This window comes from Streptomyces sp. CC208A (genome assembly GCF_030010625.1).
In the GTDB taxonomy this organism is placed as follows: Bacteria; Actinomycetota; Actinomycetes; order Streptomycetales; family Streptomycetaceae; genus Streptomyces.
The window spans coordinates 15,189-29,417 of record NZ_JASCXN010000006.1 but is presented as its reverse complement, the minus strand read 5'-3'; the positions used below and the strand labels follow the sequence as shown (position 1 = coordinate 29,417).

The 14,229-nt window shown below is 69.6% G+C and carries 10 protein-coding genes and 1 tRNA gene; 5 read left to right on the top strand and 6 right to left on the bottom strand.

Features of this window, described 5'->3' with window-relative positions:
- Nucleotides 1-10 precede the first annotated feature (10 nt).
- Nucleotides 11-424, top strand: coding sequence for a (2Fe-2S) ferredoxin domain-containing protein (locus tag QK442_RS09430; RefSeq protein WP_282693423.1), 414 nt, complete (start codon nt 11-13; stop codon nt 422-424).
- Between the two features lie 21 nt (nt 425-445).
- Here the strand turns inward: QK442_RS09430 and fdhD are convergent, their stop codons facing one another.
- A complete protein-coding gene (fdhD, locus tag QK442_RS09425) occupies nt 446-1,309 on the bottom strand; it encodes a formate dehydrogenase accessory sulfurtransferase FdhD (protein ID WP_282693422.1) in 864 nt (287 codons plus the stop codon).
- Between the two features lie 219 nt (nt 1,310-1,528).
- On the opposite strand from fdhD, the gene QK442_RS09420 reads away from it, so the two are divergent.
- The 4 genes from QK442_RS09420 to QK442_RS09405 all read left to right on the top strand — a co-directional run bounded on the left by QK442_RS09420 (nt 1,529) and on the right by QK442_RS09405 (nt 4,326).
- Entirely contained in the window at nt 1,529-2,473 is a 945-nt protein-coding gene (locus QK442_RS09420) for a beta-ketoacyl-ACP synthase III (protein WP_282693421.1), read from the top strand.
- Between the two features lie 212 nt (nt 2,474-2,685).
- Nucleotides 2,686-3,246, top strand: coding sequence for a hypothetical protein (locus tag QK442_RS09415; RefSeq protein ID WP_282693420.1), 561 nt, complete (start codon nt 2,686-2,688; stop codon nt 3,244-3,246).
- A gap of 81 nt (nt 3,247-3,327) precedes the next feature.
- Nucleotides 3,328-3,960 carry a class F sortase gene (locus QK442_RS09410; protein ID WP_282693419.1) on the top strand — a complete coding sequence of 211 codons (633 nt, stop codon included), beginning with the start codon at nt 3,328-3,330 and terminating at the stop codon, nt 3,958-3,960.
- A 278-nt stretch (nt 3,961-4,238) separates the two neighbouring features.
- Nucleotides 4,239-4,326 (top strand) — tRNA-Leu (locus QK442_RS09405).
- A 76-nt stretch (nt 4,327-4,402) separates the two neighbouring features.
- Here the strand turns inward: QK442_RS09405 and QK442_RS09400 are convergent.
- The 5 genes from QK442_RS09400 to QK442_RS09380 form a co-directional block, all read right to left on the bottom strand.
- A complete protein-coding gene (locus QK442_RS09400) occupies nt 4,403-6,163 on the bottom strand; it encodes a tetratricopeptide repeat protein (protein ID WP_282693418.1) in 1,761 nt (586 codons plus the stop codon).
- 87 nt (nt 6,164-6,250) lie between these two features.
- Entirely contained in the window at nt 6,251-7,393 is a 1,143-nt protein-coding gene (locus QK442_RS09395; RefSeq protein WP_282693417.1) for a hypothetical protein, read from the bottom strand.
- Nucleotides 7,386-11,852: a hypothetical protein gene (locus QK442_RS09390; protein WP_282693416.1), complete on the bottom strand. Its 4,467-nt coding sequence runs from the start codon at nt 11,850-11,852 to the stop codon at nt 7,386-7,388. Before QK442_RS09390 ends, QK442_RS09395 begins: the two co-directional genes overlap by 8 nt.
- Nucleotides 11,845-12,675 carry a hypothetical protein gene (locus tag QK442_RS09385; protein ID WP_282693415.1) on the bottom strand — a complete coding sequence of 277 codons (831 nt, stop codon included), beginning with the start codon at nt 12,673-12,675 and terminating at the stop codon, nt 11,845-11,847. The genes QK442_RS09390 and QK442_RS09385 overlap by 8 nt, the downstream gene beginning before the upstream one ends.
- The gene (locus tag QK442_RS09380; protein ID WP_282693414.1) at nt 12,672-14,168 is read right to left on the bottom strand and encodes a hypothetical protein; all 1,497 of its coding nucleotides are present in this window, start codon (nt 14,166-14,168) and stop codon (nt 12,672-12,674) included. Before QK442_RS09380 ends, QK442_RS09385 begins: the two co-directional genes overlap by 4 nt.
- Nucleotides 14,169-14,229 lie beyond the last annotated feature (61 nt).

Below are 14,229 nucleotides of genomic sequence, written 5' to 3'. Positions count from 1 at the left end.
CGGTGCTCCCATGCCCTCACTCGATCCCGGCCGCACCGGCGTGAACCGCGTCCCCATACGGTACGGGTCCCGCCCCTGTTCCCTCGTCGTCTGCCGAGGCTGCTGCTGCGGCGATCCCCGCAAGAACCCCGGCACCGATCACGCCGCCCAGCTCGACCGGCTCCGTGCCGCCGCCGCGGCCTCCGGCGGCCGGCTCGCCGTCCGCACCAGCGACTGCCTCGGCCCCTGCGCCCAGGCCAACATCGTCGTCGTCCAGCCCTCCACCGAGGGCCGCAGACGCGGCGGCCGGGCCGCCTGGATCGGCTTCACCCTCGACGACGACTGTCTCGACGACATCCTCGCCTGGGCCGAGGCCGGCGGCCCCGGTCTCGCCCCGCCCCCGGCGACCCTGGCCCTCCAGATGATCGACCCGCCGAAGAACTGAGGCCCGCCCGGGGGCCGTCCCTCAGAACACGATCCGGTGCTCGCCCGCGTACACGTTCATGTCCCGCCCCCGCAGGAAGCCCACCAGCGTCAGCCCCGCCTCCGCCGCCAGGTCGACCGCCAGCGAGGACGGCGCGGAGACCGCCGCGAGCACCGGGATCCCCGCCATCACCGCCTTCTGCGCCAGCTCGAAGGAGGCCCGCCCCGACACCAGCAGCACCGCCCGGTCCAGCGGCAGCAGGTCCTCCCGCAGGGCCCGCCCGACCAGCTTGTCCACCGCGTTGTGCCGGCCGACGTCCTCCCGTACGTCGAGCAGCTCGCCGTCCTCCGAGAAGAGCGCCGCCGCGTGCAGTCCGCCCGTCGTGTCGAAGACCTTCTGCGCCGCCCGCAGCCGGTCCGGCAGCTCCGCGAGGAGCGCGGGGGAGACCCGTACGGGGGGAGCGTCGGCGATCGGGAAGCGGGCCGTCGTCCGCACCGCGTCCAGGCTCGCCTTGCCGCAAAGCCCGCACGAGGAGGTCGTGTAGACGTTCCGCTCCAGCGTGATGTCGGGGACGGCGACCCCGGGGGCGAGCTTCACGTCCACCACGTTGTACGTGTTCGAGCCTCCCCCGCTCTCGGCTCCGCTCGAGCGGGAGGTGCCCCCACCGGTGGCGCCCGCGCAGTACACGACGGTCCGCACGTCCTCCGCGCGCGCGAGCACCCCCTCGCTCACCAGGAACCCGGTGGCCAGCGCGAAGTCGTCGCCCGGCGTCCGCATGGTGATCGCGATCGGCCGCCCGTTCAGCCGGATCTCCATCGGCTCCTCCGCCACCAGCGTGTCCGGCCGCGTGCTCACCGCGCCGCCGCGGATCCGCGTGACTCGCCGTCGCTCGGTGACCCGTCCCATCGCCGCCGCCTTCGCTTCCGTCCGTGGTGCCGCCCCTGACCGTGCCATTCTCCGCCACCCCGGGAACCCCTGCGGGCCCCGGTGCGCCGCCTGACCCCTTGTCACGGTCGACCAAGCGACCCGGGCGAATCTTGGTGGTTTACGTCACCTGTTACCCATCAGTCGCTGGCAAGACTGGGTGGTTCCTGCCGCTGAACGAACCATCGAGGGGGTCCCGGGATGACGGGCACTCGCATCGCCGCACTCGGGCACTACCAGCCCGCCAAGGTGCTGACCAACCACGACCTGGCCGAGCTGGTCGACACGAGCGACGAGTGGATCCTCAGCCGGGTCGGCATCCGCACCCGCCACGTCGCCGGCCCCGAGGAGCCCGTCGACGAGCTCGCCGCGCACGCCGCGGGCAAGGCGCTCGCCGCCGCCGGGCTCGCCCCCGGCGACATCGACTACGTCATCGTCGCCACCTCCACCGCGATCGACCGCTCGCCCAACACCGCCGCCCGGGTCGCCGCCCGCCTCGGCATGGACGCGCCCGCCACCCTCGACCTCAACGTGGTCTGCGCCGGCTTCACCCACGCGCTCGCCACCGCCGACCACGCGGTCCGGGCCGGGGCCGCCCGCCGGGCCCTCGTCATCGGCGCCGACAAGATGACCGGGATCACCGACTGGACCGACCGCAGCACCTGCGTCCTCACCGGCGACGGCGCCGGCGCCGCGATCGTCGAGGCCACCGAGACCGACACCGGCGCCATCGGCCCCGTCCTGTGGGGCTCGGTCCCCGAGATGGGCCACGCCGTCCGTATCGAGGGCACCCCGCCGCGCTTCGCCCAGGAGGGCCAGAGCGTCTACCGCTGGGCCACCCAGAAGCTCCCCGCCCTCGCCCGCGAGGTCTGCGCCCGCTCCGGCGTCGCCCCCGAGGACCTCGCAGGTGTCGTCCTCCACCAGGCCAATCTGCGGATCATCGAGCCCCTCGCCGCGAAGATCGGCGCCGTCAACGCGGTCGTCGCCCGCGACGTCGTCGACTCCGGCAACACCTCCGCCGCCTCCGTCCCGCTGGCCCTCGCCAAGCTCGTCGAGCGCGGCGAGCTCCCCTCCGGCGCCCCCGTCCTGCTCTTCGGCTTCGGCGGAAACCTCTCCTACGCGGGCCAGATCATCCGGGTCCCCTGAACACGGGGATCCCCTGGGCACCGGGCCCCGAGCACCGCGTCCCCTGAATGCCGGGGCCGCGTGCTCCGTTCGGCGGAGCGCCGGGGAGGCCCGGTGGCGGCGCCCCTCGGGCGCACCTAGCTTCGATCGCGGTGGGACACCGGCGCCGACGCCGCCGGACCCGGGTGCGGAGCGGCTCCGTGCCCGCGCCCCGCCGCGAACCGGAGGACCGCATGCGCGCGATACGTACCGCTTCCGCCGCCCTGCTCGCCACCGCGGTCACGGCCACGGTCGCGGCGCTGTCCACCCCCGCGGCCTTCGCCGACAGCGGTACCGGCACCGGCACCGGCCGGGACATCACCTCCTTCGGCTTCTCCGTCACGCCCCGCACCGTCGCCCCCGGCGGCACCGTCACCCTGACCACCGACGGCTGCGAGGTGCCGTCCGTGACCGTCACCTCGGGGATCTTCGACACGGTGACCCTCACCGAGGGCCGCCCCGGCACCGCGACCGTCGACCTCGACGCCAAGGCCGGCGCCGAGTACGAGATCGCCTTCGACTGCAAGGGCGAGCGCGGCACCACCACCCTGACCGTCACCCAGGGCACCACCCCGCCCGCCCCCGTCACCCCGGTCACCCCGGTCACCCCGGTTACCCCGCCCAAGGGCGTCAAGGCGGGCTTCGGCAGCTCCACCGGCTCGGAGGTGCTGGGTGCCGCCGAACTGGCCGCCGGCGCCGTGCTGATCGTCGCGGCCGCGGGCGCCGCCGTCGTCCTCACCCGCCGCCGCCCCTGAGACGGCCCCTCCGCCCCGGTGTGACGAGGTCCGGGGCGGAGGGGCGACCAGCACGCACCGAGACGAGGAGGATCCGCGGCGGTGGACAGCGCGTACGGCCGGCGCGGCGCCTGGGGCACCGTCGTGGTGCTCCTCCTCGTCGGCGTCCACCTCGTCCGCGGTGGTACGCAGCAGCTCACCGCCCCCGGCCCGCCCCAGCCCCTCGCGGCCGAGGCCCCGGCCCCGGCGGCGACCCCGCTCCCGGCCCCGCCGGGCCTCCCCGCCTCGCCCCCGCTCGCCGTCACGATCCCCGCGCTCGGCGTCGACGCCCCCCTCACCCGGGTCGGCCTGGACGCGGAGGGCTGGCTGGAGGCCCCGCCGCCCGAGCACCCCGGCCGGGCCGGCTGGTACGCGGGGGCGGTCACCCCCGGCGAACCCGGCACCGCCGTCGTCGTCGGCCACGTCGACACCCCGGCGGGCCCGGCCGTCTTCCACTCCCTCGGCGCCCTCACCCGGGGCCGCACCGTCGAGGTCCACCGCGCCGACGGCCGCACCGCCGTCTTCACCGTCCACGGCGTCGAACTCGTCCCCAAGGACGCCTTCCCCGCCGCCCGCGTCTACGCCTCCACGGGCGCCCCCGAACTCCGCGTGATCACCTGCGGCGGCCCCTACACCCCCGCCACCGGCTACACCGGCAACATCATCGTCTCCGCCCGCCTCACCGCCGTCCGCTGACCTGACGTATTCCGGACACGAACTGGCCTGGACCAACCCCCCGGGTCCACCCTGGTCCCGGAGCAGGCGTCGGGGGGCGCCTGGCTCCCGGCCGCCGAGGCGGCGTCCCCGGGGACGGGCGGTCCCCGTGCGCCCGGTCACGATCGGGGGGTCCACCGGCGCACGGGACCGCCCCCTCCCCACGACTGACCACGGGAAACGCCGGTGAAAGCGATCCCGAACCCCTGGTAGAGTTATCCATGTCGCCGCGGGGAAAACCCCCGAACGACACGCACCCTGTCCGGGTGGCGGAATGGCAGACGCGCTAGCTTGAGGTGCTAGTGCCCTTTATCGGGCGTGGGGGTTCAAGTCCCCCCTCGGACACCAGTAAAGGCCCCAGTTCATCTGGGGCCTTTCTGTTTTCCGCGTAGATGAGGAGCCGCACTGTCCACACCCGTGCACCTCACACCGCGCGGGGCTTGAGGCTGTTCTGCACACGGCGACAGGCGTCTGCGGAGACCTTCGTGTCCCGGTGATCCCTACCAAGCGCTCTGCTGCGAAGCCTTCTCGCTTCGCGGTAGCACCGGAGGGCTTCCCGAGCCGAGTGCCCCGTTGCTTCCAGCGCCATGCCGAGCAGGTGCAGAGTGGCCAAGGTCTCGCGGTCCTCTTCGCCCAGAGCCAGGTGCTGAGCATGCCAGACAGCCCTGGCCTGTTCGGCCGCGGCCTGAGGCCGTTGGGTACGCAACAGCAGGTCCGCGACGAATCCGTGGGTGCGAAGCGTGTCCCGGTCGTTCTCTCCGAGCAGGGCCGCCTGCTGATCGCTCAGCCCTTCTGCCAGCAGCAAAGCCGCCCGCGGATCCTTCATGCCCGTGATGCGCGACACCTCGAAGGCGTCGGTCAGAGCGATCCGGTTGGGTCCTTGGTGCCGTTTCGTCTCTTGCGCTCTCGCCCGTTCCGCATGGTCGAGCGCCCGGTACAGATCACCTGTGCCCTCGAAGGCGCAGGCCAGGAGTCTGTCGATCTGCGCCTGCCACGGCTCGCCTCCCTGATCACCCCAGACGGCACGAAACCGGGACAGCTGCTCGATGGCGTCCTCGTAGCGGCAGGCCGCGAGATGGACCCCGACCAGTTTCACCATCGCCGAGCGGCCCTCCGGAGTGATCACCCGGTGGGGTGCGAGCGCCAGGATGTGTTCCGTCGTCCGGTCTTCCGACGGGCCCGGGGAGAGTGCGTCGTCCTCGCGAGAGAAGGCCACGATCAGGCCCTCCGCGAGGCGCTCCGCGCGGGTGCGCGCCGACGCGTCCATGGTGAGGAGCGCGACGAGCCGGGGCAGGTTGAGGGGGACGACCACGCCGTTGTCCTCATACCGCACGAGCCCCCGTCGCGACAGGGCCACCAGGGCGTCGATGACGAGCGTGATGGAAAGCGAGTCCCGTCCGGTCAACGAATGGGGGCGGTGGACGACGGGGCCAAGCCTTCGGGTCGGGAAGGCCGGTGCGCCGATGAGCGCGAGGGCCCTCAGCAGGTCCTGCGCGAGGGGCCACTGTCCGGAGAGCGCGGCGATGGCGTTCTCGACCCGGCCGACGGGGTTGGGGGTGCCCCCACGTCGGAGCAGCTCACAGAACTCTTGACGAGACATGTCCAGGACCTGATCCGCCGAAAGGGTTCGGGACAACTGCTGTCCGATGTGGGACAACGCCTCCGGCCAGTGGTCCAGTCGCTCGGCGAGCTCCTCCGCGACAGGCGCCGCAAGTCCTGGCGCAAAGCGGCGCAGCAGGTGGACCGCCTCTCGTGATGTCAGGGCCTCTACGTTCCGTACGTGTTCCACCTCCGCCCAGACCGTTGCGTCCTCCGAGGTCGTGACGAGGACGTGAGGGCCGCTGGGCCTCAGCAGTCCGGACAGCCACTCCGGGTGGGGAACGCCGTCGAGGACGATCAGCGCCGGCCCGCCGATCTCGCGGAAGCGGTCGAGCGCCAGGCGGATTTCCCGCCGAACCTCGTCACGTCGGCCGGGGGCGATCCACGCGGCGGCGGCGTAATGGCGCGGGTGGGTTCGGTGAAGGTACTCCAGGGCGACTGTCGTGGCTCCCGAACCCCGCACACCCTGCAGAACCAGCGCCTGTCGCCCGTCCACGGAGCGGAGGCGGTGGGGGATCTCCTCCTCCAGCAGGTGATCCTGCCCGATGAAATCGGAAGGCCGGGCTGGAACTCCCACCCTGGTCACGTACTCTCCCCGTCTATCAGTGATCCGGTGAACCGTGCCCTGTGCCAGTCGTGACGGACACTGACCCCCGACGATCCCGGGGTGCGGTCAGCGCACGCTGGTGTGCCAGTCTTCGGCAGAGCGCAAATATTGCAGGTTGACCCACTCCTGCGCCAGCCGTTCCCCGCGCATCAGCAGCTCGATCGTTTGTTCGTGATACTGCTGGGGAAGCCACGCCGCCAACCTCTCGGCCTTTTCTCTGCTTACCGGCTCCTCTTTCCCGGGGAGCGGAGTTCCCATCCTGAACAGGGCGTCGTACAACTCGACGGCAGGCTCGACTTCGGGAAGTTTGCCCTCGTTGGCAGTGGAATTAGCTCGCCAGGGTATGGAAAGTCCGGTTGCGTCGACGTCGCCGAAGTATCGAATGGTGTCCACCTCGTGATCTGGGCGAATGCTCCCTACGGACCGGACGAAAGAATTTCCGATCCCCCAAGCGAGGTGTTTCAGCCCGTGGTCGAGGTCTCCCATGGATTCGGCCAACGACCAGCACGTCGTGTGATTCTCCACTACCATCAGGATGTTTCCTGCCCCCATGCGGGCAAAGCCGGATTCTTCAGACTTCCCGAAGTATCTTTCAGTGAGGAGAGGTGGGCGGGATTCGCAGATAAAAAGCAGCCTTCTGGTCTCCTCCCGGTCGTGGAAATAGGGTTGGAAGCTAAACGATCTGCCGTTCAGCGCCTTCTCGGGTTCCGGGAACCATCGGGTGTACTTGCGCTTACCGAAGATTTCCAGCGCGCGCTCGCACTCCGGTGCGAGGACCGGATTCGGGTTGTTCAGCAGCCATTCGTTGACCGCGGTGTAGACGGCCTGGTGCAGCGGTTTGAGCCGGTGCCACCGAGTCACCAGCCAGCTCAACTGTTCCACGAGCGGCGGCAGAGGGAGAGGATCTTCCTTTGGCTCCGGTTGCCGGAACACCTGAATCGCGATCGGTAGGGGGATCCTCTCGCCGTCGTTGCGTCTGGTGACCCGCAGAACGTGATGCCTCTGCAGCCGGCGCAGGCAGTCGAGCAGTGCCTGCGGCTCGTACTCCTGCTCCCCGCGGGGCCGGTAGACGGATCGGTACACCTCCTTCACCGCGCTGATGTCGAGCCGATGGCTGTTCGGCTTCTTGCTCTTGCCTTCTGCCGATCGGGTCCAGAGAGCCGTCGCGAACTCTCGCTCGATAGGGGAGAGACCATCTCTGTCACTCATGAACGTTCTCTGATTCCGGGAGCGGACGGCGGTAGTAGCGGGCCGTAGAGACAGTGGAGTGGGCGCGATTCTCGTCCTCCACGGACAGGGAGGAGTCCAGCAGCCCCCGCATGGTCTCGTGCACCCTCAGGTAGTGACGATGGGCCCTCAGGTCCGCCTCGTTCCGCATGCGGACGACCAGCGGGAAGTTCTCCAGGACGGTGAGGTCCTCCAGACCGGTAGTGAAGATGAGCTGCACTCCGAGAGCTTTTGCCACCGCTTGCTGGAGGCGCAGCAGATACGTGGCGGAGGCCCGGCCGATCGGGTTGTCCAGGAAGAGGACGCCGGAGAGACGGTCGGTGGACCGCCCCTTCTCGTTGGCCCGCAGCGCCGCCATGGTGCAATACAGGACGATGGCCGTCGTGAGTACCTGCCCTCCGGAGAACACGTCCTTCAGCTGTGACACCGGCACCCGCGTCTTGCGTAGCACGGCCTCCGGCTTGAGGATACGGACGCGGAAGCCCCGAGTCCCCACTGCCGCGGCCACACCACGGAGGAGCAAAGCGATTCCGTCACGCTGTAGGGCACGGCCCGCGACCACCTCGGCGGAGACTTCGTCCAGCACCACCGCGAGTCGGTCGATCAGGGTGTCGCCCTTGGGGGCGGTGAAGCCGATCTGCAGGAAGGTCTCCCCCGACCAGTCACCGAGGCCCTCGGGCAGTCGGGAAAGGCGCTCGGCGCGGCGCAACGTCTTGAGGGCTTCCTCCACCTGTTGAGCCAACTGGCGGACGATCGAACGACGGTGACGGTCGATCGCGTTGAGATCGACTTCCAGCGACGACAGACGCTGACGGAGAGCCTTCTCCCATTGCGCGGCCTTGTCGGGCAGTTCGCTGCGCGGTGTGCCGAGGATGATTTCCCTGCTGGGCAGCTTCAGATGGGCAAACCGCTGATGGGCGGCGTGACTCGCCAGCTTGTCCGCCTGGGTCCGTTCCTTCCGACGCGCCTTCTCCGCAACGTCCTTGGCTTGTTCGTGTGCGGCATGGATCACGTCGTGTCGTCGGCGCGCCGCTTCCACGTCCCCATCGAAGCCGGCTTCATCGGAGGCGGGTTCGGGACCCGTGCCGGGCCCGAGGACCTGGGTGAGGTGCCGGAAGGCGGTGCTGCTGTGCCGGGCGCTCTCGCACTTTTGCTCCGCACGCTCGACGTGATGTGTCAGTTCCTGCCAAGCCCGCTCGGCACCCTGCCGGTCCTGCTCGGCTTCGGAGAGGACCCGGAGCGCGGCTCCCAGGTGCGCCGGAGGCGCATACGGTGTCAGGTCCACAGGCTCGGAGGGATCGGAGAAGGGCTCCAGGTCCACGCGGCGGGCTTGGGCCGTGGAGCTCAACTCGGCCAGCAGCTCGCGGGAGGCGACCAGCGCGCGGCGCGCGGCCTCCCGGGCCAGGGACCGAGATGCCCCGTCCGCGCCTTCCGGACTCGCGAGCAGTCGCTCGGCGACCTCGTGCACGGTGGGAGGCAGCTCCGTGACTTCCTTCTCGGCCGCCTTGAGCCGATCCCGGGCGAGGGCGGCCTTGGCCTTGAGGTCCTCGCCCACGGACACGCGACGGTATTCGTCGGCCGCTGCCTCGTAGGCGCGTCGGAGGGCGGGCAGGGAGACGCCTGCGTCGGCGGGGCCGACCCCGGCCAGAGGTTCGAGGGGCGGCAGCTCGGTGATTTCGCTGCGGAGTCGCTCGACTGTGTTCTTCATGGCGTCTGCGGTCCGAAAGAGCGCTGCGGCCTCGTCGCGTCGCGCCTTGCTCAGATCGCCGTGGCATGCCGCTGCCGCGCGTTCCTCTGTGGCCTCCCGCAGCGCGGTTCCCTCCTCCGCCTGGAGGCTGGGGAGCAGGTTCGCGCGCACCGCAAGCCGTTCGAGAACGCCCAGCACCTTGGCACGGCGTTCCTCCTCGGCGCGCTGCTGGGGAACGGCGGCCTTGATTCGGGCGCGTTCCAACTCGTGACGTTCACAGGTCTCCACCACCGAGGCGAGGCGTTCCTCGGCCTCCTCCAGGGCAGCCAGCTGTTCGTCGACGCGAGCATGCAGACGGGCGAGGTGCCCCGGCGGACAGTCCTCCCGCCACTGCTTCAGACGGGATTCGAGCCGCGAGGCAGAGTCCAGGTGATCGGTGGCATCCCGTAGCTGTTGTCGGTGGAGGTCGTGGCGGTGCTTGAGCCGAGCGAGCTCCTCCGCGGCGGCCCTCTCGTCGTACAAGGCTGGGTGGGCCGGGATGGCGAACGGCATGTCGGTGTTGTCCGGCGGGGGCGACATGAGGTGGGCCTTGGTGCCCACAGCGACGTAGCTCAGCGGCCACAGCTTCTTGCCCACCAGAACGCGGCGAGCCTCCTCGAACTGCTCCGAGCTGTTGATGACGACGCCCGAGGCGATGCCCGGAGCGGCGTCGACCAGCTCCTTCCTCCGGGTGACGTCACTGACCGCCGCGAGGTAGTCCCAGCCGGTCCAGGCCGGGATACCCGCGTCCTCCAGCGCCTGTCTGGCCCGGGTGGCCTCGACAGAGGGCGGAAGGAGCTCCGTCGTCTCCAGTGCTGTTCTGGCGCGCTCGTCGCCTGCCATCAAGACATTGATCTCGGCTCGCCTGCTGTCGGCCTCCTGCCGTACCTCGGCGAGCCGGACCAGCAGCGCGCCCGCGTCCGACTCGAGGTCCACGGGATCAGGGCCCAACAGGCCGATGAACCCTGGATCCGAGGCCAGAGCCGTGGTGCGCCCTTGTGCCTTCTCGTACTCGTTCCGCGCTGCGCGCAGGAGCTCCTTGGCCTCCGCGGTTTCCTTCGCGCGGCGAATGCGCTCGGTGGTGGCCTCGCCGAGGTCGGTCTGCGCCTGGTCGAGGAGCGCTTCCAGTTCGACGGTTCGGGACTTCGCCTCGGCCAGACTTTCGCGTGCCTCTTCAACGGCCTGGTGTACGGGCAGCCCGTCGGGCAGGTGTCCTTCGCGGACGGCTGTGCGGACCTCTTCCTCGATGGCTTCGATCTCTCGGCGCTTCAGCCCGGCCTCGGCCGTGTGAGCCGCCGCGGCGACGAAGGAACTATCCCGTGCGGACTGTGACTCCTCGGCCAGCCGGACCCGTTCCTCAGCCTCGGCCTCCTTGTCCGCCGCGGTGCGGAGAGCCTGCTCGCGCAGGGCTGTGAGGGCACCGAGGAGCCGGCGGGCGGCTGTGTCCCGTGCGATGAGGGCAGGGCGGGCCGCCTCGTGCGCGGCAGCGATGGTCAGCGAGAGCCGGCGGTCCTCGACGACGGCGTCCTGGTAGGTGAGGACCTTGGGAACAGCCTGCCAGGCGAGGTCGACCAGCTCCGCCGTCTCCGCGATGTCCCTCTGGGCGGCTTCTTCCGCCTCGGCCTCGGCCAAGCGCATCTGGGCGGTGATCCTGCGCAGTTCGGTGACGACGGCCTTCAGCCGGAGATGGTGGTCCGCTGCCCGCCGGCAGTCGTCACGGAGCCGGTTCGCCTCCTCTTTGAGGAGTGCGAGTCTCTCGTCCTCGCGCACCGCTCGGACATGGATGCGGCGGAGCACGTCGTTGAGTCGGCCCGCCTCCTCCTCACGCTGTTCCGCTGCCTGGAGCCACTCGCTCCGGGCCTGAGCCAGCGGTTCGAGGGAGGTGAGACAGCCTTCGACGAACTCTCGCTCACGCTCCAGGTCGGAGCGGTCCGACAACTTGTCCGCGTAGGTGTTGACAAGAGCAGCGAGGTCCTCAGGGGGTTTCGGAGGAACGACGACACGCAGCAAGAAGTTGACGAACGCGCTGTCGGTGCCGAAAGAGAAGGCATCGGCAGCGTCGCCCTCGTCAGCGTTCATGGCACGCTGATAATCGAACAGCACCGGATCCAGTCCGAGGTCGGCGAGCCGGTCTGTCCACTCGCCATGGCGGCGGAAGAGGGCGTACTCCATCTCGGGATCGGCGTCGGACGCGGCTTGCATCAACTCGCAGAACTCGGACAGGGGACGGTAGCGGCCCTCGTGAACGATCGGCAGATCGCGCAGACCGTGGTTCTCCGTCGGGCGGAAGTGGTACCAGCGCTGGACGAGCTGGTCGCTGTCGGCGGAGGGGCGGCCATTGCGCCACGAGGCCACCTTGCCCGTGACGAGCCTCCTGCCACTGCGGGCGTGCACCCACTCGAGGGCGACGTGTGACACGTCGCCTTCCAGGACGAAGCTGTCGAGCGTGTGCGTGTTGGTGGTGCCGATGGTCTTGCGCCGTCCTGGCAGGACGACGGAGAAGATCAGTTTGATGAGAACGGATTTGCCGCCACCGTTCTGAAGTTGCAGGACGCTGGCGGGAGACGGGCGCCGCACTGTAGACGCTTCGTCGAAAAGGGTGTCGGGGAGGGCACGGAACGCGTTGCCGGCACCTCCGAAGTCCAGGAGGACGTCCTCGTAGCGGGCGGCTTCGGGCCCGATCGCTCGCAGGAGCACTCGGGAGAGCTCATACATCGCTGTACTCCCCGGTAACCGGCGGAGTGGTGGCCGCACCGGAGCGCAGGGAACCCGAGCCCTCGGTCATCGGCACCACGTTGAGTTTCAGCAGCTCCTGGAACGCTGGGGTCGTGGCGAGTTCTCGTACCTGCAGCTGATAGCGGGGGGTCGTGCGGAAGGCGCCCTCCTTGGGGTCGCCGACGGCCGTCAGGAATCCGCTCTCCGCGAGGAAGTTCAGTGCGCGTCCGACCATGGCGCGGGTCGAGTTCATCGCCGCTCGCTTGTCCTTCGTGCGTGACGCCTCCGGGCGTCTGCTGTACGCGTGCCAGACCGCTTCGAGTTCTGGTGTGTCGGACGGTGTGTCGGTTTCGGAGTCGCTCTGATCGGCCTTCTCCTTCAGCCGCCGGCAGGCGTCCCGGACGGTGGCGTCGATGAGGTCGGTGTCGACCCGGCCGATGTATCCGTCCCGGGCCAGGTCCTCCGGCCGGGGGTAGGCGAGTGCGGCGACGGCGAGGTGGATGAGGCCGTGGAGTACGCGTTCCGTGTCGCCGCGCTCGCCGCGGTACCGGGCGCGCTTCGCGTAGTCGTCCAGCTTCGTCTCGAAGACAGACCCTTCCAGCGCCGCCAGAGCGATGGAATCCGTGCCGTGTTCACTGCCCAGTACCTTCAACCCCAGGCCTTTGCCGATCCGGTCGGTGAGCAGCCGGAAGTTTTCGTCATGGCGGTAGCGTTGGGCGAGGTCCTTGTAGGTGTCGTCCCGGGTGGGCGTCACGCGCGGCCGCAGCCCGAAAGCGAGGAGGCGCGCTGCTTCCTCGGCATCGGTGGAGCTGTGGTTGGTCATATCGCGGGTGACTCCTGTCGTGCGTTGAGGGTGGCAGGGCGTGGCTGCGGAACATTGCGGGGGGCATCGGACACCAAGGCGCCCTGCTTGCCGGACGGATCGAGGGGAACAGCGGCGAGGAGGAGCTCGTCGCCGCCGAACTCGTCATCCTGCAGCACTTCTCCGGTGGGCACGGCGATCAGCAGCCGATCAGCGCCCTCCCGGACCGCGTCGCCTGCGGGAGGGCTGAATGCCTGGCCCGCTCGATGGAGGACGAGGCGGGCGATCTCGGGTGAGACGGCTCGTGCTCGCCGCAGCAAGGAGCTGAGGGGCTCGGGTGCCCCTCGCAGGTCGAGTAGTTCCTCGGCTGCCTGGAACTCGGTCTCGGTGAACGCGCCGTCGTCGTCCGGGACGTCGAGCTCGGGTTCGGGTACTTCGGCTCCCTCCATGGCCGGTGTGGGGCCCGAGGCGAAGAGCCGGGAGACGATCGACGGCATCCACACGGCGTCCGGCACGGCGGGGACATTGGCGTTCCGGAAGTATTGGGTGAGCGCGGGCAGCGCGTCACCGACAGGAAGTGACAAGGCGGGCACGAGCAGCTGGCCGAAGATGTCGACGGCTGAGCGCTGAGGGGGTGTCGAGAACTGCTGGCGATCCTGTTCGGACCGGAACAGGTCGCCGGCGGTCTGGATGCGCTGCTGCAATTGCATGTGGCGGCTGATGCAGTCCCGGACGATGAGCACCAGCTCGGCGGCGCGCTGCTTGTGACGGGGGTGGGAGGTGGTGTCGCGTCGCTCCGTGATGTGCGCGAGGATCGCGTTCTCCATCTCGTAGCGGCGTTCGATGTGATCGAGCGCGGCGTTCAGAAGTCCGGGCATCTGATGCTCCCAGTCGACCGTCCGAACATCCCGTTTCGTCGCGTCAAGCCGTCGGCGCAGGGATTCGCCGTACTGCACCGTCCGGTGGCGGGCCTGTTCGGCGGCCACCTTGGCGTCGTCCAGCCGTCCGTGTTCGATGAGATGGCGCAATTTGTGTTCGGCGGCCACCTGGGCCGACTCGACATCTGTGTCAAGTGCTCCGACGAGGACGTTGATGGCTTCGTCTGTGGTGCGGAGCCGGATGCGCCCTTGGTCGGCCCGTTCGATGATCAGTTTGAAGTCGAAGTCGAACCGGCTGTACGTTTCCCCCTCTTCGTCGAAGCGGCCGTATTGCCAGCTGAATCCCCGGTCCACGGTGCCGACGTTGATGAGCTTGTGCAACACCCATTCAGCGACGCGACGGTACTCCTCCTCGCCCCGACCTGGACGTTGCGCTGCCGCGAACCGCGCTGCCTGGAGAATCACCTTGTCGGGGTCGGCCCCCGAGTCGAAATCCATGGCGATGGTCACCAGGTCGATGATGTGGAGACCCAGCTCCGCCATGTGATATTCGGCCGCATCCCACTCAAGCTGTCGTTTGACCACGTCAAGGGACTGGAGCGGGGCGGTGCAGGCGAGAGCTTTGATGCGACGCACCAGGCTTTCGTCCGGCGTCCTCGGCGCCCCCGTTTCGTGTCCGCTTGGCATAGCCGTCACC